This window comes from Litorimonas sp. RW-G-Af-16 (assembly GCF_048319245.1).
Taxonomy (GTDB): domain Bacteria; phylum Pseudomonadota; class Alphaproteobacteria; order Caulobacterales; family Maricaulaceae; genus Litorimonas.
On sequence record NZ_CP166993.1, the window covers coordinates 777,429 to 796,040 of the forward strand.

General features: G+C 53.8%; 21 protein-coding genes. 12 read left to right on the forward strand and 9 right to left on the reverse strand.

From position 1 onward, the window contains the following. The first annotated feature begins 7 nt into the window (after positions 1-7). The 9 genes from AB8615_RS03840 (at position 8) to pgsA (ending at position 6,002) form a co-directional block, all read left to right on the forward strand. Positions 8-382 carry a 6-pyruvoyl trahydropterin synthase family protein gene (locus AB8615_RS03840; protein WP_409433618.1) on the forward strand — a complete coding sequence of 125 codons (375 nt, stop codon included), beginning with the start codon at positions 8-10 and terminating at the stop codon, positions 380-382. Between the two features lie 43 nt (positions 383-425). Beyond that, positions 426-1,181: an SDR family oxidoreductase gene (locus tag AB8615_RS03845; protein WP_409433619.1), complete on the forward strand. Its 756-nt coding sequence runs from the start codon at positions 426-428 to the stop codon at positions 1,179-1,181. Further along, positions 1,168-1,575, forward strand: coding sequence for a dihydroneopterin aldolase (gene folB, locus AB8615_RS03850; protein ID WP_418152734.1), 408 nt, complete (start codon positions 1,168-1,170; stop codon positions 1,573-1,575). The genes AB8615_RS03845 and folB overlap by 14 nt, the downstream gene beginning before the upstream one ends. 94 nt (positions 1,576-1,669) lie before the next feature. Next, positions 1,670-1,909: a hypothetical protein gene (locus AB8615_RS03855; RefSeq protein ID WP_409433621.1), complete on the forward strand. Its 240-nt coding sequence runs from the start codon at positions 1,670-1,672 to the stop codon at positions 1,907-1,909. A 5-nt stretch (positions 1,910-1,914) separates the two neighbouring features. After that, a complete protein-coding gene (locus AB8615_RS03860) occupies positions 1,915-2,373 on the forward strand; it encodes a retropepsin-like aspartic protease (RefSeq protein ID WP_409433622.1) in 459 nt (152 codons plus the stop codon). Beyond that, a complete protein-coding gene (locus AB8615_RS03865; RefSeq protein ID WP_409433623.1) occupies positions 2,370-2,744 on the forward strand; it encodes a DUF2237 family protein in 375 nt (124 codons plus the stop codon). The genes AB8615_RS03860 and AB8615_RS03865 overlap by 4 nt, the downstream gene beginning before the upstream one ends. A 35-nt stretch (positions 2,745-2,779) precedes the next feature. Beyond that, a complete protein-coding gene (uvrC, locus tag AB8615_RS03870) occupies positions 2,780-4,675 on the forward strand; it encodes an excinuclease ABC subunit UvrC (protein ID WP_409433624.1) in 1,896 nt (631 codons plus the stop codon). Next, positions 4,656-5,372: a CDP-alcohol phosphatidyltransferase family protein gene (locus tag AB8615_RS03875; protein WP_409433625.1), complete on the forward strand. Its 717-nt coding sequence runs from the start codon at positions 4,656-4,658 to the stop codon at positions 5,370-5,372. Before uvrC ends, AB8615_RS03875 begins: the two co-directional genes overlap by 20 nt. Before the next feature lie 3 nt (positions 5,373-5,375). Beyond that, complete coding sequence (gene pgsA, locus AB8615_RS03880; RefSeq protein WP_409433626.1) at positions 5,376-6,002, forward strand: CDP-diacylglycerol--glycerol-3-phosphate 3-phosphatidyltransferase; 627 nt, start codon at positions 5,376-5,378, stop codon at positions 6,000-6,002. Positions 6,003-6,005: 3 nt separating this feature from the next. Here pgsA and AB8615_RS03885 read toward each other — a convergent pair whose 3' ends face one another. Next, on the reverse strand, positions 6,006-6,899 hold the full coding sequence (locus tag AB8615_RS03885; RefSeq protein ID WP_409433627.1) for a branched-chain amino acid aminotransferase: 894 nt from the start codon (positions 6,897-6,899) through the stop codon (positions 6,006-6,008). A 108-nt stretch (positions 6,900-7,007) separates the two neighbouring features. Between AB8615_RS03885 and AB8615_RS03890 the strand changes: the two genes are divergently transcribed. Beyond that, positions 7,008-7,712 carry a response regulator gene (locus AB8615_RS03890; RefSeq protein ID WP_409433628.1) on the forward strand — a complete coding sequence of 235 codons (705 nt, stop codon included), beginning with the start codon at positions 7,008-7,010 and terminating at the stop codon, positions 7,710-7,712. Then, positions 7,709-9,046, forward strand: coding sequence for an ATP-binding protein (locus tag AB8615_RS03895; RefSeq protein WP_418152738.1), 1,338 nt, complete (start codon positions 7,709-7,711; stop codon positions 9,044-9,046). Before AB8615_RS03890 ends, AB8615_RS03895 begins: the two co-directional genes overlap by 4 nt. On the opposite strand, the gene proC is transcribed toward AB8615_RS03895, so the two are convergent. The 6 genes from proC to AB8615_RS03925 form a co-directional block, all read right to left on the reverse strand. Continuing rightward, entirely contained in the window at positions 9,009-9,827 is an 819-nt protein-coding gene (gene proC / locus AB8615_RS03900; protein ID WP_409433630.1) for a pyrroline-5-carboxylate reductase, read from the reverse strand. The two genes, AB8615_RS03895 and proC, sit on opposite strands and share 38 nt — an antisense overlap. Positions 9,828-9,830: 3 nt before the next feature. Next, complete coding sequence (locus AB8615_RS03905) at positions 9,831-10,364, reverse strand: YbjN domain-containing protein (protein ID WP_409433631.1); 534 nt, start codon at positions 10,362-10,364, stop codon at positions 9,831-9,833. Positions 10,365-10,475: 111 nt separating this feature from the next. Next, positions 10,476-11,693: a hypothetical protein gene (locus AB8615_RS03910; RefSeq protein ID WP_418152741.1), complete on the reverse strand. Its 1,218-nt coding sequence runs from the start codon at positions 11,691-11,693 to the stop codon at positions 10,476-10,478. Between the two features lie 56 nt (positions 11,694-11,749). Continuing rightward, positions 11,750-12,382, reverse strand: coding sequence for a glutathione S-transferase (locus AB8615_RS03915; protein WP_409433633.1), 633 nt, complete (start codon positions 12,380-12,382; stop codon positions 11,750-11,752). Then, the gene (locus AB8615_RS03920) at positions 12,379-13,305 is read right to left on the reverse strand and encodes a rhodanese-related sulfurtransferase (RefSeq protein WP_418152743.1); all 927 of its coding nucleotides are present in this window, start codon (positions 13,303-13,305) and stop codon (positions 12,379-12,381) included. Before AB8615_RS03920 ends, AB8615_RS03915 begins: the two co-directional genes overlap by 4 nt. 18 nt (positions 13,306-13,323) lie before the next feature. Then, entirely contained in the window at positions 13,324-13,833 is a 510-nt protein-coding gene (locus AB8615_RS03925; protein ID WP_409433635.1) for a hypothetical protein, read from the reverse strand. Positions 13,834-14,100: 267 nt separating this feature from the next. Between AB8615_RS03925 and AB8615_RS03930 the strand changes: the two genes are divergently transcribed. Further along, a complete protein-coding gene (locus tag AB8615_RS03930; RefSeq protein WP_409433636.1) occupies positions 14,101-15,762 on the forward strand; it encodes a hypothetical protein in 1,662 nt (553 codons plus the stop codon). 16 nt (positions 15,763-15,778) lie between these two features. Here the strand turns inward: AB8615_RS03930 and AB8615_RS03935 are convergent, their stop codons facing one another. Both AB8615_RS03935 and AB8615_RS03940 read right to left on the reverse strand, forming a co-directional pair. Continuing rightward, positions 15,779-16,477 (reverse strand): CAP domain-containing protein, encoded by a 699-nt coding sequence (locus AB8615_RS03935; protein ID WP_409433637.1) that lies wholly within the window; start codon positions 16,475-16,477, stop codon positions 15,779-15,781. 125 nt (positions 16,478-16,602) lie between these two features. Continuing rightward, entirely contained in the window at positions 16,603-18,588 is a 1,986-nt protein-coding gene (locus AB8615_RS03940; RefSeq protein ID WP_409433638.1) for a transglycosylase domain-containing protein, read from the reverse strand. Positions 18,589-18,612 lie beyond the last annotated feature (24 nt).

Genomic DNA, 18,612 nt, shown 5'->3' on the forward strand with positions numbered 1-18,612 from the left:
AGCTGCCATGCAGTTCGAGATCGAAAAAGACTTCCAATTCGAAGCCGCGCACTACTTTGGCCACGCCGATGCCAATGACCTGTTTAAGAAAATTCACGGTCATAGCTTTAAAGGCACTGTGACAATCACCGGTAATGCCCAAGAGGACAAAGGCTGGGTTCGCGATCTGTGGAAGATCGAGCAAATCGTCAACTCTGTTATTGAGCCGCTGGATCATTGCCTCCTCAATGAAGTCGAAGGCCTCGATGCTCCCGCACTTGAGCAAATCGCAGCCTGGATTTTTGAACGCCTCGCGCCGCAGCTTCCGGGCCTGTCATGTGTCGAAGTCGGTCGTCCGTCTTGCGGCGAACGGGCCCGCGTTAAGTCACCTGAAAAGGGGTAAGGCTATCGTGCTGCGGGATAGCGACAAGCTGCCAAAAGGCGGTATGCTAATTACCGGGGCGGGCGCACGGATTGGCGCAGCTCTGGCTAAGGGACTCGCAGCAGATGGGTGGCCTGTCGCCATTCACTATCGTCGCAGCGAAACCAAGGCCAAGGCGCTGGCCGCAGAGATCAATGAGGCGGGCGGTAAGGCAATCTGTGTCCAAGCTAATCTGAGCATTTTCAACGAAGTCAACACGCTGGTCGCGCGCGCGGCCGAGGCATTGGGGCAACCGATTACTGTGCTGATCAACAATGCCTCTACCTTCACCGATGACCGCGCTGATACATCCACTCGCGCGACGATGGATCATCACCTCGAAGTCAATTTGCGCGCGCCATTGCAACTGGCTCAAGACCTCGCTTTGCAACTGCCAGAGGGGGCGTCGGGCAGCATCATCAATATGATTGATCAGCGCGTATTAAAGCCCAATCCGCTATTCTTTACCTACGGTATTTCTAAATCTGCGCTATATTGGTCGACAAAGACATTGGCGCAATCTCTTGCGCCGAAGATACGTGTGAACGGCATCGGGCCAGGGCCAACCTTGCGCAATACGGGACAGACCGAAGATGAATTTGCGTCTGAGTCGCGCACAACGCTGCTGGGTCGCGGATCACCGCCAGACACGATTTTGCAAGCCGCGCGCTATCTGCTGGTTGCCGAGTCTGTCACAGGGCAAATGCTGGCTGTGGACGGGGGGCAACACCTGACCTGGCAAACACCCGACCTATTATTCGGAGGCGATGATGGCCCGTAAATCTATGTTCAGAGCGTTTGGCAAGAAAGCCAATCCTGTCTCCACCCGCATCTTTGTGCGTGGGCTTTTGGTGCAGGCGTCTATTGGTGTGCATCCGCATGAATATGAAAGCACGCAGCCAATCATCATAGACGTTGAACTCGATATGGGCGATATGGACCTACCTAAAGATGATCGCTTAGGCGAGACATTGGATTATGGTTTCGTCGCGGACAAAGCCGAAGAGCTTGCCCTCAAAGCGCATGTGCAACTGGTTGAAACCTTGGCAGAGCAAATCGCAGATTGGGCGCTGGCCACAGATGCTCGTGTGCAACGCTGCGCCGTATCCATCTCCAAACCCCAAGCGCTCCTGAAAGCCGACGTCGCTGGCGTCGAGATCATCAAAACCCGATGAGAATCTGTCCCGCTATGCAGCGCAGTCAGAATCGGCTACCGTTAACCAGATAACAATTATTTTAAGTTATTATTAACCAAATTTGGAGAGCTATATGTTGATGCTTAGGGAAGAAATTAAAACATATGAGCAAAACGAATTGGATTTTAAAGAAAGCCACTTAGGCGAGTGGGTTATAATTCAAAATACTAAAGTTATTGGTTTTTTTAAAGATTTTCAAATTGCCGCTGAAAAAGTATTTAGCGAGTTTGGGGACACGCCAGTCTTGTTGCGCCAAATTGGTTTTGAACCAGAAGTTTATCCAAATATAAAATTTGCCACAGCAGACGCATAACTCTCGTGATCAAACAATTTGGGCCGTCAGGTCAACATAGCAATGAACGCAGCTTACTGCTGCGATCAGAAGGTCCAATTTTGGACGTTGTTATAAAAAAATCTAAAATTTTGTCTGGTCGCAATTTTCGTGGATTAATTGATACTGGCGCTTCGGTGAACTGTATCGATAATATGACCGCTAGGAAGCTAGGGCTCCCAATTATAGACTATAAGCAGTTCCAATCTGCATCAGGTCAAAATTTAACACCAGTATATGTTGGGATCATAGATATAGCCGAAGTTGGGATTGAAATTCTTGGTCAATTTTACGGAGCGGAATTGGGTCTGGGTACAAAGTCCTACCATTGTCTACTCGGCAGACCTTTCTTATCGAATTTTATATTTAGTTATGATGGGCCAGACGGCGTATTTCAGCTAGCGCAGCCTTCAACAATGAAAGCTCACATGGCATTTGATGAATGACCTCTAAATTCGGGACACTCAACATTCTGGGCGAAGCGTTGCAGCCTTGCTCCAAAGACCCGATGACCGGATTCTTTCGTGACGGCTGTTGCGAGACGGGGCCGCAGGACCGCGGGCGGCATATTGTTTGCGCGATCATGACGGCGGAATTTCTGGCGTTCTCAAAGGCGCAGGGCAATGACCTATCTACGCCGATGCCGCACTATCAATTCCCAGGTCTTAAGCCAGGCGATCAATGGTGCCTCTGTCTAGAGCGCTGGAAAGAAGCTCATGCGGCGGGCTTTGCGCCCAAGGTTAAACTCGACGCCACGCACCAAATCGCGCTGGAACGGGTGCCGTTAGAGACTTTCAAAGCGTTTGCAGCGAAGTAATTGCGCTTAATCGCGACGCGCCCTAAGTATGGGGCATGGCTCATAACCCACCAGCATTTGGCGTAGAGGAGGACGCACCCGATAAGCATATCGGCGCGCCGACTCACGGCCCTGAACTGATCGCGGATTATGTGACGCGCCTGCCTAACAAACCCGGCGTTTACCGTATGCTAGATCAGCACGGCACGTTGCTTTACGTGGGCAAGGCGAAGAACCTCAAAAAACGCGTGACCGCCTATACCAGCTATGCCCGCCACCCCGTGCGCATCGGGCGGATGATCCGCGCAACCCACAATATGGAATTTGTTGTCACCGAGACCGAGACCGAGGCGCTGCTGCTGGAAGCAAGCCTGATCAAAAAGCTCAAGCCGCGCTATAATATCCTGCTGCGCGACGATAAGAGCTTCCCGTATATTTTGGTGCGCAAAGATCATCCTGCGGCGCAAGTCACCAAGCATCGCGGGGCGCGTAAAATTAAGGGCGAGTATTTCGGCCCCTTTGCGAGCGCATGGGCGGTTAACCGCACGCTGGACACGCTGCAACGGGCCTTCTTGCTGCGGAATTGTTCTGACAGTATTTATGAAAGCCGTTCGCGGCCATGCTTGCAGCACCAGATCAAGCGGTGTTCAGCACCCTGCACAGGCGTCATTTCGCTAGAAGATTATGCCGAGTCGATTGGCGATGCGGAGGATTTCCTCAAAGGCAAATCTGATCAACTGCTCAAGCGATTACAAAAGCAAATGAAAGCGGCATCGACCGCGATGGACTTTGAAAAGGCCGCCGAAATCCGTGACCGTATTCGTGCCATGGCGCGGGTCTCCACCACGAGTGGCGCCATCTTGCCGACGACTTTCCAGGACGGCGATGTCATCGGCATTTACACGGCAGGTGGGCAAAGCTGCGTGCAGGTTTTCTTTTTCCGCGGTGGACAGAACTGGGGCAATAGCAGCCATTTCCCGCGTCACACAAAGGACAGCTCGCCCGAAGACGTGTTGGATGCTTTCGTCGCGCAATTTTATTTCGACAAACCTGTGCCGAAGCAGATTTTCCTCTCCCACACTTTGCCGAGCCAAGCCTTGATTGCAGAAGCTTTGTCGGAACGGGCAGGGCGCAATGTCCCGCTCATCGTGCCAGAGCGGGGCGAGAAGAAAAAGCTGATCAAACAAACCGTGCGCAACGCCCATGAGAGCCTCTCGCGCAAAATGGCGGAAACTGCGACGCAGGGCAAATTGCTGGCGGAGTTGCAAGAGCTATTTGATCTGCCAGAATTACCGCAACGCATTGAGGTCTATGATAACTCTCATATTCAAGGCACAAATGCGATCGGCGCGTTTATCGTGGCAGGGCCAGAGGGGTTCCGCAAACGCGACTACCGCACCTATAATATCAAGCGGGAAGAGACGATTGCGGGCGATGATTACGGCATGATGCGAGAGGTTTTCTCACGCCGTTTTGGAAAACTTGTCAAAGACAAAACGCTGGAATGGCCAGACCTCGTCTTGATTGATGGGGGTAAGGGGCAGCTATCCTCGGTCACGGAAACCTTGCGAGAATTGGACGTGCTGGACCGCGTGAAACTCGTCGCCATCGCCAAAGGGCCAGACCGCAATGCGGGACGTGAGACATTCTTTATGAACGATCGTGATCCGTTTACTTTGCCGCAACGCAGTCCTGCTATGTATTTTCTGCAGCGTCTCCGCGATGAAGCGCATAGGTTTGCGATTGGTACCCATCGTGCGCGCCGTAAAAAAGAGATGAAAAGTAATCCACTCGATGGTATCGCAGGAGTCGGGCCAGGTCGAAAACGCGCTTTGCTCGCCCATTTCGGCTCTGCCAAAGGCGTCAAAAACGCTGGGGTCGATGACTTAGCGAAGGTAGAGGGGGTCAGTCAAAAACTGGCTCAGAACATTCATGACTACTTCCACGAATAACGCTGGCACGAATAAAACTGGCACAAATAATACAGACGCAATAAGCACCGCAGATGCAGGCGGAGCTTTCGCCGATGGCCTGACACTGGTGCGCATTTTGTTGACACCTGTTGTGATGTTCTTGATCTATCGGGCGTGGACGCCAACAGGCATTGATACCACGCTAACGGCTCTGGCTTCATTCCTCTTTGCGATTGCCGCGATCAGCGACATTATCGATGACTTTTTAGGCGGTAGCGCCAAGTCAGCCTTTCGGAAATTCGGCTATCTGGACGATATAGCGGATACGGTCTTAGTGGTCGGTACGCTTTTGGCTCTGCTGTTTGTGGTTCACCGCGCGGGGATTTTGGCGTGGCCATTTACAGTGCCAGCCGTGATTTTGATCGGGCGTGAAGTTATCGTCGGTTTGTTGAAAGGCTTTGAATTGCACCGCTTTGGCTGGCCAGACAATGTCCTATCCAGTGCCAAAACGGGCTTTGCCATGCTCGGCACTTGTCTCTTACTAGCCTCACCGTGGTTGACACAATGGGTCGATATGGCGCGTGCGAATGAAGATAATGTGATGCAAATTTTTAATAGCAACTCACCCATGATTTGGATTGTGGGGCAGGTTGTTTTGTGGATCGCAGCGCTGTTCTCTATTCTAAGCGCAATTAAGATTTTTCGGGCCAATCTCGGCCCCGCAAATGAGGCATAAGATTTGACCCAAACACTCACAGCCGATCGCCATTCGCTACATTGGCTGCCCAATGCGCTCACGGTCGCGCGCATCCTGTCGATCCCGCTGATCGTTTACGGTATCCTCGCCTTTAGCTTTGGATGGGAAGGTCCGCTTGCGCGACTTTGGTTGATTGGCGGCGTGTTTATAGCGGCCGTGTTTACAGACTTTTTAGATGGGTATTTAGCTCGGCGCTGGAACGTGACCTCCAGCTTTGGGCGTATGATTGATCCGATTGCGGATAAGCTTCTCGTCGCAGGGTGCTTAATCGCCTTTATGATTGCCAGCCAAGGATCGTGGTTATTTCTGATCCCCGGGCTCGCCATTATTGGGCGTGATATTTTGGTATCTGGCGCGCGCGAACACGCGGCCTTATCGGCCCGCGCTATGCCGCCGACGAAGCTGGCAAAGTGGAAGACCGCCTGCGAAATGCTCGCCATTGCGGCCTTGCTCGTCTGGGCGTTTGGCAGTTCCTATCTCGCGATTGACACCTCTATCCCTAGCATTGGCGCGAATGCCAAGCTGATCGGTCTCGTGCTTTTATGGCTCGCGGCTGCGCTGTCCGTTTATACGGGGCAGCTCTATGTAAGGGCCGCCGTAAAGGACTGACAGCTAAGACGACGGCTTGAACATATCGATACGGCCATTGACGGCATCATCATAGTGTCCAACCATCGCTTCGCAGACTTTGCCAGGCTTGTAATGAATCCCGTCAATCTCGCGCACAGGCGTGACTTCGGCGGCGGTGCCAACAACAAAACACTCATCAAAATGCGCCATTTCACTCGGCAGAATATCGCGTTTGAAGACCTTGAATCCGTTCGCCTCGGCTAGCTTGATCAAGCTGTCATGCGTGATGCCGTCCAGCAGAATGTCGTTCGTCGGCGTGTGTAATTCGTCGCCGCGCACAAAGAAAATATGCGCGCCAGTACATTCTGCCACGCGCCCGCGATAATCAAACATCAAGGCATCGTCCCAGCCTGTCGCAGCAGCTTTATCTTTCGCCAGCGTGCAGATCATATAGAGGCCAGCCGCCTTCGACTTACACGGACTTGTATCGGGCGCAGGGCGTTTCCATTCGGAAATACACAAGCGGATACCCTTCATTTTGTCAGCGAAATAACTACCCCAATGCCAGCATGCGACAGCCAAGTGGATCTGATTATTCTTCGATGCCACGCCCATCATCTCTGACCCGCGCCACGCGACAGGGCGTACATAGGCGTCTTTTAATCCAGAATTAGCCAACGTCTTGCGGCACGCCTCATCGATTTGTTCGGCAGTATAGGGAATTTCATAGCCCAAGATTTTCGCTGAATTGACCAAACGCTTGGAATGGTCGTTCAAGCGAAAAATCTCGCCATTATAGGCGCGGTCGCCTTCAAAAACGGCGGACCCATAATGAAGCGAATGTGTCAGCAGGTGAACTTTCGTATCGCGCCATTCGATGAAATCTCCGTCCATCCAAATATGGCCATCGCGATCGTGATAGGCTTTTTCAATCATGGTCTTTCCACTTATTCTTGTGCGGCCTTGCGGCGCTCTCTCTTTCAGTTCATTCTTACGGCAAGGACAATTAAGTCAACCTGCATAAAGCCTCGGATAGAGAAAAATTTGACACAACAGGCCACATATTTAGATCGCTCCGACACGCATATTCTCGTCATTGATGATGATGATCGAATTCGCGATCTTTTGCAGCGTTATTTGGGCAAGAACGGCTACCGCGTTTCGGGTGCAGAAAGCGCGGCCATGGCGAGCGCGAAGATGGCGGGGTTGAGCTATGATCTGCTGATCCTCGACGTGATGATGCCGGGTGAAGACGGGCTGAGCTTTGCGCGCCGCCTGCGCGAACATCACGACGTCCCGATCATTATGCTGACCGCGTTGGGCGAGAGTGAACACCGCATTGAGGGGTTGAAAGCGGGGGTCGATGACTATTTGCCAAAGCCATTTGAGCCCGAAGAATTACTTCTGCGGATCGACGCTATTTTCCGCCGAGCGGGCCGCAAAATGCCAAGCGAATCTGTGCGCTTTGGCCCCTATGAATATGACACAATGCAGGGCTTACTCCGCAAAAATGGCAAGCGCGTGCAGTTGACAACGGGGGAGCAGACCTTGCTGTCTTTGCTAGCGCGGCAGGCTGGGGCCACGGTCTCGCGGTATATCCTGTCGGAAAATATCAAAGCCAATTCGGAACGCGCGGTGGATGTGCAAATGACCCGCCTGCGCCGTAAATTGGAGGACAATCCGAGCGAACCAGAATTCTTGCTGACAATTCGGGGTGAGGGGTACCGCTTGGTGTCCGAAGCCTTATGACCATGCCGTTCAAGCGCTACTTGCCCAAGAGCCTTTACGGGCGGGCGTCGGCGATCATCATCACGCCGATTGTGATTATGCAAATGGCTGTGGCCTATTTCTTCTTCAACGCGCATTGGTCGCAAGTCACCGCCAATCTCTCCGACAGCGTCGCCGCAGATATTGCAGTCGCGACGCAGCTTTATTCCCAAGCCCCCAGCGAGGCGAAGGCCGAAGAACTCGACGCGCTGCTCCGTCCCGATATGCAGCTCTCGATCAAGCTCCGCCCGGGCGATGATCTGCCAGAGGTCGACCGACAGGCGTTTTTCTCTGTTCTGGACCGCACCCTGCGCCGCGCCCTAAATCAGACACTGGATGATCCTTTCTGGTTTGATACGACACGCTATCCCAATCACATCGATATTCGCGTGAAAGTGGATGAGGGCGTTTTACGATTTGTCGCGGCGCGGGAGCGTGTGTTCGCGCCGACAGGGTTCGTCTTCATCTTTTGGCTGATCACCGCGACCGTGCTGCTGACACTGGTTTCAATTATCTTTATCCGCAATCAAGCCAAGCCTATCCGTCAACTCGCCGATGCCGCCGATGCCTTTGGTAAGGGACAAGATATTTCAACTTTCAAACCGTCTGGCGCATCCGAAGTTCGCCGCGCGGGGCAGTCATTTTTGAAGATGCGCGCACGGATACAGCGTCACTTGGAACAACGGACAATGATGCTGGCTGGTGTATCGCATGACCTGCGCACGCCGCTGACACGGCTGAAACTACAGATCGCTATGCAAGACGAGACGGAGGACACACGCGCGGCCAAGCGTGATATTGCTGAGATGGAAGCGATGCTAACGGGTTATCTCGACTTCGCCCGCGGGCTGGGAAATGAGAAGCCAGTGAGTACGGCCTTACCAGAATTTCTGACGGAGACGTTGGTAAGTTTTCCTGATGTGAGTCTTAAAGACGTTCCGGACATAACACTCCCTCTGCGCACAGCATTGGTGCGACGGGCGCTGGTCAACCTGATCCATAATGCTCGCAAATATGCAAAGCGATGCGAGGTATGCGCGGAGACCGTCGGTAATTTAGTGCTGATCCACGTCGATGATGACGGCCCAGGTATCCCCGAAGATGATCGGGAGGAAGCGTTCAAAGCCTTTCAACGGCTGGACGTCGCGCGAAATCAAAACGTCGAAGGTGTGGGTTTGGGCTTGTCGATCGCACGAGATATTGCGCAAATTCACGGTGGGAAGTTAGTCTTGGATGATAGCCCGCTTGGGGGCTGCGGGCGACCTTGGCTTTGCCGCGTTAGTCTTCGTCTTGCGCCAACTCTTCGGCGCGTTTGAGCGCGGCCTGCGCGGCACGGCGCATCAACGCGGCCAAGCCGTCCTCCGCCATCAGAACATCAAGTGCCGCTTGGGTCGTGCCATTGGGGGACGTCACATTCCTGCGCAAAGTTTCTGGCGTTTCGTCGCTCTGGGCAAGCAAAGCGGCGGCCCCGATAATGGTCTGACGCGCAAATTCAGGCGCGAGGTCTTTGGGCAAGCCAACGTCTTTCGCTGCTAATTCCAGCGCTTCGCAAAGGTGGAAAATATAAGCGGGGCCAGAGCCCGAAATCGCAGTGACAGAATTAATCAGCGCCTCGGTTTCCACCCGCCGCACAATACCAACAGCCGAGAGCAGTTGCTCAGCCGTGTCTAAATGCGCGGGATCAAGCCCTGCTGGCCCCGTGATTGCTGTGATCCCTTCACCGATAGAGGAAGGCGTGTTGGGCATAGCGCGGATGATTGGGCGCGCGCCGAACATGCGCTCAATCTGCGCGATAGATGTGCCCGCCATGATTGAAATGACGAGGGCATTGGGCGGGATATACCCTGCGATAGATTTGGCGATTTCACTCACCATTTGCGGCTTTACGGCGAGCAAAACGACTTTGACCGTGTTGGGAATATCGTGGGGTTCGTCAATGTGCCGTGCGCCTTTTTCGACGGCGTAGACCGCGTCCGTCCCGAGATGGGGATCAACAATGGCGAGGCGTTTGGCGTTGACAGTGCCGTTTTCCAGCCAGCCACGAATGAGTGACCCGCCCATCTTCCCTGCGCCAACAATCAGGTGCGTCGCGCTCATCAGCTAAGGATTAGACGCGAGATCAACAAGAGCGGAAGTCAACGCGTCTTCAGGCGATTTGCCCGCCCATATCACGTATTGGCAAGCGGGATAGCCGCGCTCCGCCGCATCGAGTGCCAGCGCGATCAAGTCCATCGCTTGTTCCGTGCGCAATGTCGCTCCGCCACGAAGGCTCAGCGCATTACGGTAGACAAGCGCTTGGTTTTTCTCCCAAAAATCGAAATGCCCGCCCGAGAGGCGTTCATTGATGAGCGACATCAGGCGGCAAATATCATCCGAGCGCCCGCCCGGTGTGCGGCCCTCAAAGACGAGGAAGACTTGCACTTGCTCCGTCCCAGGATTCCACGTCATGGAAATATCGTGATCACACCATGCGCCTGGCACAGAAAGATGGATTTCAGAATAATCAATCCGCTCAAAATCATAGCCTTCCGCAATCGCGAGCCGCTCAAATGCGTTGATCGGATTGCCACGCATGGCGGGCGTCCCTGACAGTGTCGGGTTTGGGCGCAAACAGCGTTGATCAGCAAATGACATATATTCCCACCAGAATCGTTTTGTTATGACCACGCTATGACAACGGGAAAAATATACAAGATATAGAGGTGAGCGCCGTGTTGATAACTATTCGTTGTGGTTAATCAAAGATTAACGCGGATAGAGACGGACGAGGTTTTGGCCTTCAGATGCCCGCACTTCCCCACTGGAATAATATTCCCAGCCCTGATTATCCGTCAGCGCAACCGTCAGGTAGGGTGCAGGGATGAGGGGATCGAAATTCATACTATCTGTTGTAATCGAAAACGGAATTCGCGTTTCCATGCCTCGCAGCAGGAAGACTTGTTCTGATAAAATGGGGTTAGTCCCGTAAGCGCCGACGCTCCGCCGTAGCTGCACTTTCAGCCGGGCTTCGCCAGGAATCCCGACGACAGGATCAAAGGTAGCTTCGCCGCTTATCATGGTCTGCGCCATGAGGGTCGGGTCAAGGTTGCGGCCGCGCTTCGTGTCCTTGCCTTGCTTGAGGCTATCGAGTTGGATTGCGTAATCAATGTCTGGCCCTTGATAGGCCACACCGCCGCGCATGACATGTGTTTTACGCCCCGCCCAATCACTGACCCAAGCCTTAAAGCTGAGGTTTTGGGGCGCTTGGTCCTCGATCAGGCCGCGTTGTAATTCGAACGTGAGCGGGTCAGGGGCTGTGTCGAGCGGGATAACTTTTTCTGCCGCGATCATCATGGACGTCCCGCCTGCCAGCGCATTTTCAAGCAGTTGCACGGTCAACTGGCTGTCGCGTTTGATCGCCGCGCGGTCTTGTATCTCAATCACGCCTGTCACAAATTCAAAACGTGTGATCTCTGGGACAGGGCTTGGCGTGTCTGCCATGCCGACTTTGACGAGGCGCAGCACGGGCTGTGTGTGTCCGCGGTAAACCTCTAACTGTTCAGCCTGATAGACAACGCCTTCATTACTGTCTTTGATCTGCGCATCGATCATAAGGTAGGCGTGGTCGTCCATCCAGTCCGTCGGAAGCGCCAGAGGCACTGTCGCGGCACTGGTAATACCGTCAAGGCGCAAGGATAGCTGAGCCAGTGGACGTGTATTGGCGCGTCGGCTTGTGCCTGTCGGGTCGGGCGGCGTGGCCGTGATGGTTAAGCTATGCCCCGCCATCGCGTCCTCTGTGCCAAAGGTCACATTGACGGGCAGGGTTGTGACCGCCTGTGTGCCAAAGATCGGGGTCTGCGACGGTGTTTCGCCCCCGCCGAGAATGTCTTTCAAGAGGTCTTCAATCGTGGGTGTTTGGGCCGCAGCTAAGCCGCTGCCAAGCCAAATGATGCCGAGCATTAGCCCCGTCAATATATGTCGCAATCGCCCAGCCATAACGGAGCAGAACCTGTTGCTGAATTAAGGCGAAATAAAGGCAGTTAAAGCGCGGGATTCCACAAGGGATGCTTGACCATGATCGCTTTAAACAGAGGCGATTGCAGATAGTTTGCCAGCCAATCGCGCAAAGCGGGCCAATCCGTCTGCGCCCACCAATCGGGCTCTGTCGCGGCGAATTGGCGAATGAAGGGGAAGATTGCGATGTCCGCAAGGCTCTCTCTTTTGCCGACCAAATATCCGCTCTCCGCTATGCGTGCGTCTAATTTCGACAGAATAACGGATGCTTCGGCGCGATGCGTCAAGTCAACTTCGCCGCGCGGGGTGCCTTCGACATATCGGCTTTTATACTTATAGCGGTCGAGGTGGTGTTTAAATGGCCCGTCATTTTGCGCGATCAAGGCATCCATCTCTGACATATCTCCAGTCAACCAGCTATGTGGGTCAGACTGAGAGAGAGCCCAGCGCATCAAGTCTAGGCTTTCGTCAATCACCTCGCCATTGTCTGCAATAAAGACAGGCACAGTGCCCTTGGGCGAAGCGTCCAACATGGCTTGCGGTTTATTGCGCAGCGCTACTTCGCGATGTTCATAATCTATGCCCGCGACATGCAGAGCCATCCGCCCCCGCATCGCATAGGGGCAGCGGCGAAAGGTATAGAGGATCGCGCCACTCAATCTCGCGCCGCCTCTGGCTTGCGTCCAATGTGAGCTTCACCCCGCGCTTTGGCGAGGCTGATTTGCTTTTGACGCTCAGCGAACCGTGCGCGTTGGTCCTCAGAAATGCGGTTGTGGCAGCGGGGGCAGGAGACGCCTTTCACATAAAGCGGGCTGGCTTTGTCGTGATCTGTGATGGGATAGCGGCAGGCGAAGCACTGATCGTAATCGCTTTCTTCCAGCCCGTGTTTGACGGCGACGCGTTGATCAAACACGAAACAATCCCCCTCCCACAAGCTCTCATCCTCGGGCTGCGTTTCCAGATATTTCAGGATACCGCCCTTGAGGTGATAGACATCGTCAAAGCCGTTTTCCTTCATAAAGGCACTGGCTTTTTCGCAGCGAATACCGCCCATACAGAACATTGCGACTTTGGGCTTATCGAGGCTTGCGCGATTTTGTTCGACCCAGTCTGGGAATTCGCGGAAGGTCTGCGTGTTGGGATTGATTGCGCCTTTAAATGTGCCGATCTCGACCTCGTAATCATTGCGTGTATCGATCAAGATAGTGTTGGGATCAGAGATCAAGGCGTTCCAATCGGACGGATCGACATAAGTGCCGACAGTAACATTCGGGTCAATGCCGTCCACGCCCATCGTTACGATCTCTTTCTTTAGACGCACTTTCATGCGGTAAAACGGTGCGTCATCCGCGCGGGAGAACTTCGCATCCAATTCGGCCAAGCGGGGGTCAGCACGGAGGTAATCTAGAATGTCCGCAATCGCCTGATCACCCCCTGCGATTGTGCCGTTAATGCCTTCTGCCGCCAGCAAGATCGTGCCTTTAATCTCCAGCAGGTCGCACATTTTCTGCAGCCAAGGTTGCAGCTGTTCGTAATCTGGCAGAGATGTGAATTGATAGAGGGCAGCAACGCAATAGGTCATGGTAGCATCATAAATTAATTAGTGATGCATCATACTATGACGCGTTGGTTCTATCGGCGCATTATTAGACGACACTTGCGATTCAATCGGCGCAGCGAGCAGATTTTGATAGATTTGCAAGCCTTCGACAAATTCAATCATCTGATCTGGCAGGCCTTGTTCCCGCAGGAAACGACCCATGGCATCAGAGACCAGCTTGGGATCATCGCACGTCGCTGCCAGAGTTTTGAGATCGCGCATACCGCGGCCATTCTTCAGTTCTTTCTCAAGGCTTTTCATCGAGGACGACAAAGCCAACATAGTGAACGGGCCAGGCGTTTTTCCTGTGGACCAGCTATCCCCGGCCTTTTTCAAAGTTTTCAGCGATCGCTTGGCGCGCGTTTCTATGCGGTCAACGGCACGATCTGCGCGCGGGGCGATCCATTCTGCGGTACAGACTTTCGCTGGATCAGGAGTCGAGGCGCAACCTGATAGAGCGGCGGCCATGACGGCGAGAGAGAGGAGGGCGGTGTTACGAAATAAGGTCATAGGCCCTGCTACCCCTTCGCGCGGGAGAGGACAAATAGAAATGTCGCATGAAAAAGGCCGCAATATGAAAAAAGCTGGAGGACTGTTCAATATTGCGGCCAAGTCCGTAGCAGTTGGGGGCGCTACGTGGCGACGAGACTATGCCCGCCGCTTATTCGGGATCATCCCGCCTGTAGCGGTGCAAACATACGTATATAAGTTATTCACTGTTAGCTTGCAGGGTCGCAAGGCATGGGCTAGCATCAGAATCTACGTCAGGGGTGAATAATGGCAGCTGCCGACACGGCAAATATCGGGATTCCCGACATGACTGACGGAGCTTTGAAAGCTGCCGTCCTGCTTGAGCTTGATCGCTTGAAATCTCACGACCTTCTAAAAGATACCACGCGCATGAAGCGCTTTCTAGACTACATTGTGACGGAAACGCTGGAAGGGCGCAGTCATTTGCTCAAGGGCTACACTGTCGGCTTGGAAGTTTTTGACCGCCCCGATGACTTTGACCCACAAGCCGATACGATTGTGCGGGTGCAAGCGGGGCAGCTGCGCCGACGCCTCGATTTGATCTACGGCTCGGACGAGAAACCGACGGATGTCAGGATTTTGGTGCCAAAAGGGCGCTACGCTCCTGTCTTTGAAATGCGCAGCGATATTGCGGGTATTGAGGGTTCTGCAGAGACGCCAATGCTTCCTGCACCCACCCCGACTCCAAACACGTCGGAGAATTATCGTCCTGGTCTGATTGTGACGACACTGGAAAACCTGACAGCTGAGGCGGAGAGCAATTATTTTGCCGAAGGCCTGACGTTAGAGTTGATCAATGCTTTGGTGCAGTTTCGCTATTTGCGGATTATTTCACTCGGGCCAACCGTCACCGCGCATCCTGACCTCAGCGATATCAAGAAAATCGGCGAGACATACGACGCGCAATTCATCCTCAGCGGCAGTGTGCGCCAAGCCGATGATGTCTTCCGTGTCAGCACAAACCTGCTATCCACCGAGACGGGGGAACATGTCTTTAGCGAGATATTTGATCGCCAATACATTGCGAGCAATCTGTTTGAAGTTCAAGAAGAGATCGCCTCACATACAGCGGCGGCGATAGCTGCGCCGTTTGGCGTCATCAACCGCTATAACCGCCGCCCTGCCGTGCGAGAGCGGCGGACGATCCCAGCCTATGAAGCGCTTCTCAAATTCTACTCGATCAGCCTCAACCCAACGACGGATAAAGCGGCTGAATTGCTCAAAGAGTTTGAGGCATTGAACAAGACTGTCCCGACATTTTCGTCTGGTTGGGCTGTGACGGCTCTGCTCTATTGTTTTCTCTGCGCCTATTGCGTGCCGTCGCGCTGCGGCGGGGAACGCCTGAAATTAGCGATTGCAGCTGGCACGAAAGCAACGGGTATCGACCCGCGCAATGCGTTGGGATATGTCGCGCTATTCCATGCCTACTACCATTCCGGGGAATTTGAACTGGCCGAAAAAATGGCGGCACGGGCGTTGCAGCTTAATCCGAATGATGATGCTATGCTCGCCTTTTACGGTATTTCCAAAGCGATGCGGGGGGATTGTGCGACGGCGATTGCTTATCAAGAAGCAGCGCAAGCGATCAATCCGCGCCCACCCGCGTGGTATTATCTTACGACCGTTTTGTGCGCCTTTATCATGGGCGAAGATGAGCGCGTAGTTGGGGTGATTGGCGACATTAGCGAGGAAACCCCTGCCGCAGCCACAATGCTGAAACTGGCGAGCTTGGGGTATTTGGGACAACAGTCGGACGCCGACGAAATTCTCAAGCCGATCCTTGCGGCCAATCCGAATTATGGAGTTGATGTTCTTCAAACACTAAAGCTCTGGCACCCGTCTATGGAGTTGCGCGAACGCGTTATCAAAGGGTGGAAGGCTATCGGGCTTATCGATCAAGCGCCGTAAACAGCTGCGCTGGAGATTAGTTTGACATGCTTTGATAGGCTTCGGGCAGAGGACTTGCGACCAGCATCGCCCAATAGGTCGAATATGTTGTGGTCGGTTCATAGACCAAAGCAATACCGAATTCTGTCACGTCATCGCGGAGCAAGTTTTCATTGTGCCCCGGACTTTTCTGCCACGCCTTAAACACGTCATTCCAGCTTTTCTGGCCTGTTGCCACATTCTCTGCCGCGATTGAGAAATAATAGCCCGCACGTTGCACGCGGTCGCCGTGGCCTGACCCGTCCGTGCCAGTATGCGAGATAATGCCCGCCTGCGCGAGGTCGCTGGCGTGGACTTCGGAGGCGATATTGAGCTTCGTATTTAGCACGACTGGCCCCAGGCCGTATTGTGCACGGTAATCATTCAGGTCGTTGACAGCAATTTGCGGATCAAGCGGTTCTGGCGGGGTGCGAGGGAAAACGGCGTTTTCGCCAAAGCCATTATTTAAGCGGCAGCTCATTTCAGGTTTTGTAATGTCGGCTTGGAAAATCACAGTGCCGCGACAGTCCGAATCCGCTTTGCATAGCGCTTCGCAGTCAGACATAGAGGTGACGATTTCAGTGCGGTAAGTGCCGTCATCAGGTTCGAACGTGCCAATGGGGTCAGCCCCATTCGCAAGGTTTGATAATCCAAAAACACTGCCAAGAATAATCGTGGCCCCGAGCCAATATCGCATGTCCAACCTCTGTTCCTTCCTTTTTACTTAGGAAGAAATTGGCCGCGATTCCATTATCAAACTGTTACCAAACCCATTACAAATTGGTGAGAGGCACGTAAGGATCGAATATTGAGGAGGCGGTTTTAGCGCCCAGCCGTTGTGCGGCCCCCAGAATTTGCACCGCTGGCCATGTCGCGCTCGCTGACAAATGCATCCACAAGACCTGAGTAGAATGCTGTCACGGCTTTGGCATCTTCATCGTCGATCAACGGATCAGGCGCGTTGAGCGGTCGATTGGCGAGGCCTTTGTGGGCTGTGCGCATGTAGTCTTTCCAGACATCAACAGGCAGCAACCCGCCTGTGATCTTGCGCATAGACGAATTGTCATCATTGCCGATCCAAACGCCAGTCGTGAGCTGCGCCGTGAATCCGATAAACCAAGCATCGCGGTAGTCTTGGGACGTGCCAGTCTTACCGCCAGCCTGCCGACTGCCCAACTGTGCGCCGTGTCCCGTGCCGCTATCAATGACGTCCCGCAGCATCGATGTCATCTGCCGTGAATAAGGCACAGAGTAGACACGCTCGCCGACAGAGACGCGGCGCTTATAGAGCGGTGTCTTCGCCGTATTGGTGATTTCCGTGATGAGGTATGATGGCCGTAACAAACCCTCATTCGCGAAGACGGAATAGGCGCTTGTCATCTCAATCACCGTGACTTCGGAGGAGCCAAGCGCGAGAGAATATTCTGGCCGAAGCTCTGATTTAATCCCGAACCGATTGGCAAGCGCCGCGACACGGGCGGGGCCGATCTCGGCCGTGACTTGCGCGGCGATGGTATTGATCGACAGCTTGAGCGCCTCGCGCATATTCATCGGCCCGCGATAGCGGCGCGTGTAATTCTCAGGTGCCCAACCGCCGATTTCTGTCGGCTGATCAATACGGACTGTGCCAGGGGTGAACCCGTCTTCTAACGCCGCTGCATAAGAGAACGTCTTAAAACTTGACCCAGGTTGGCGTTTGGCTTGCGCGGCGCGGTTAAACTTAGACGTGGCGTAGCTCCGCCCGCCGATCAGGGCAACAATCGCGCCGGAGGCATTATCAATCGAGACAACAGCGCCCTCCGTGGCTTTCTTCCGTTCTGCATTGGCGGCAAGTATTTTTTCCAGCGCGGCCTGGGCAGCTTTTTGTTTGTCTGTGTCAATGGTCGTGGTGATAATGAGGTCTTTGTGTTTAAACCCAATTAGCCCTTCCACTTGTTCGTCCACCATATCGAAGACGTGCCCAATAATGTCAGGTTCAATCAGAGGGTCAGCGTCTTCGCGAATAACGGGCGGGTTTTCCAACGCCTCTTTTTGGTCCGCGAAAGAGATCATGCGATTGACCAACATGCGCTGCAGCACGAGTTTGGAGCGGTCAAGCGCACGGTCATAATGTTCAGTCGGATTATATTTAGACGGCGCTTGCGGTAAGCCCGCTAGCAAGGCGGCTTCCGCCAGATTGATGTCACGCGCTGATTTGCCGAAATAACGCTGCGCCGCTGCCTCAACGCCGAATACGCGCGGACCGAGGCTGATGCGGTTGAGATAAAGTTCGAGTATTTCTGGCTTGGACAGGATCGCTTCCATGTCGCGGGCGAGGAGCGCCTCTTGGAATTTGCGGCGATAGCTCTTCTCTGGTGTTAGCACCATGTTCTTGACGAGTTGCTGCGTCAGGGTTGAACCGCCTTGGCCGCGCTCGCCGTCTTTGGCGTTTTGCAGCAGTGCCCGCATGATGGCGCGATTATCCACGCCCGCATGCTCATAAAACCGTTCATCCTCAATCGCGAGGAATGCGTTGGACACGTAGTCTGGCATATCTGTCAGCTTGAGCGGTTCGCCCAGATATGGCCCGCGATGACCGATGACATTTCCGTCTTTATCTAGCAGCGTCATATTCGGCTGCAGGTTCATTTCCCACATCGTCGCTTTATCGGGAAGGGAGGGGAGCCCCTTGAGCATATAGGCCTTGCCCCAAAAATACGCTCCGCCGAGCAATAAGCACAGCGTTGCAAACGCAATCAGGAGCCATTTGCGGCGCTGGCGCGTGCGGATGTCGTTTGCGACGTCGATATCAGCTCTATATGTTGGCATCTCGCTTCCGCTTCTATATGCGAG

What these genes read in the sequence shown, in the direction of transcription:
- AB8615_RS03840 (WP_409433618.1), top strand. Translation starts at nt 8, where the DNA reads ATGCAGTTCGAGATCGAAAAAGACTTCCAATTCGAAGCCGCGCACTAC.
- proC (WP_409433630.1), bottom strand. Translation starts at nt 9,827, where the DNA reads ATGAGCGCGACGCACCTGATTGTTGGCGCAGGGAAGATGGGCGGGTCA.
- AB8615_RS03920 (WP_418152743.1), bottom strand. Translation starts at nt 13,305, where the DNA reads ATGACCTATTGCGTTGCTGCCCTCTATCAATTCACATCTCTGCCAGAT.
- AB8615_RS03935 (WP_409433637.1), bottom strand. Translation starts at nt 16,477, where the DNA reads ATGCGATATTGGCTCGGGGCCACGATTATTCTTGGCAGTGTTTTTGGA.
- AB8615_RS03855 (WP_409433621.1), top strand. Translation starts at nt 1,670, where the DNA reads ATGTTGATGCTTAGGGAAGAAATTAAAACATATGAGCAAAACGAATTG.
- AB8615_RS03925 (WP_409433635.1), bottom strand. Translation starts at nt 13,833, where the DNA reads ATGACCTTATTTCGTAACACCGCCCTCCTCTCTCTCGCCGTCATGGCC.
- AB8615_RS03895 (WP_418152738.1), top strand. Translation starts at nt 7,709, where the DNA reads ATGACCATGCCGTTCAAGCGCTACTTGCCCAAGAGCCTTTACGGGCGG.
- uvrC (WP_409433624.1), top strand. Translation starts at nt 2,780, where the DNA reads ATGGCTCATAACCCACCAGCATTTGGCGTAGAGGAGGACGCACCCGAT.
- folB (WP_418152734.1), top strand. Translation starts at nt 1,168, where the DNA reads ATGATGGCCCGTAAATCTATGTTCAGAGCGTTTGGCAAGAAAGCCAAT.
- AB8615_RS03865 (WP_409433623.1), top strand. Translation starts at nt 2,370, where the DNA reads ATGACCTCTAAATTCGGGACACTCAACATTCTGGGCGAAGCGTTGCAG.
- AB8615_RS03905 (WP_409433631.1), bottom strand. Translation starts at nt 10,364, where the DNA reads ATGTCATTTGCTGATCAACGCTGTTTGCGCCCAAACCCGACACTGTCA.
- AB8615_RS03930 (WP_409433636.1), top strand. Translation starts at nt 14,101, where the DNA reads ATGGCAGCTGCCGACACGGCAAATATCGGGATTCCCGACATGACTGAC.
- AB8615_RS03875 (WP_409433625.1), top strand. Translation starts at nt 4,656, where the DNA reads ATGACTACTTCCACGAATAACGCTGGCACGAATAAAACTGGCACAAAT.
- AB8615_RS03845 (WP_409433619.1), top strand. Translation starts at nt 426, where the DNA reads ATGCTAATTACCGGGGCGGGCGCACGGATTGGCGCAGCTCTGGCTAAG.
- AB8615_RS03885 (WP_409433627.1), bottom strand. Translation starts at nt 6,899, where the DNA reads ATGATTGAAAAAGCCTATCACGATCGCGATGGCCATATTTGGATGGAC.
- AB8615_RS03940 (WP_409433638.1), bottom strand. Translation starts at nt 18,588, where the DNA reads ATGCCAACATATAGAGCTGATATCGACGTCGCAAACGACATCCGCACG.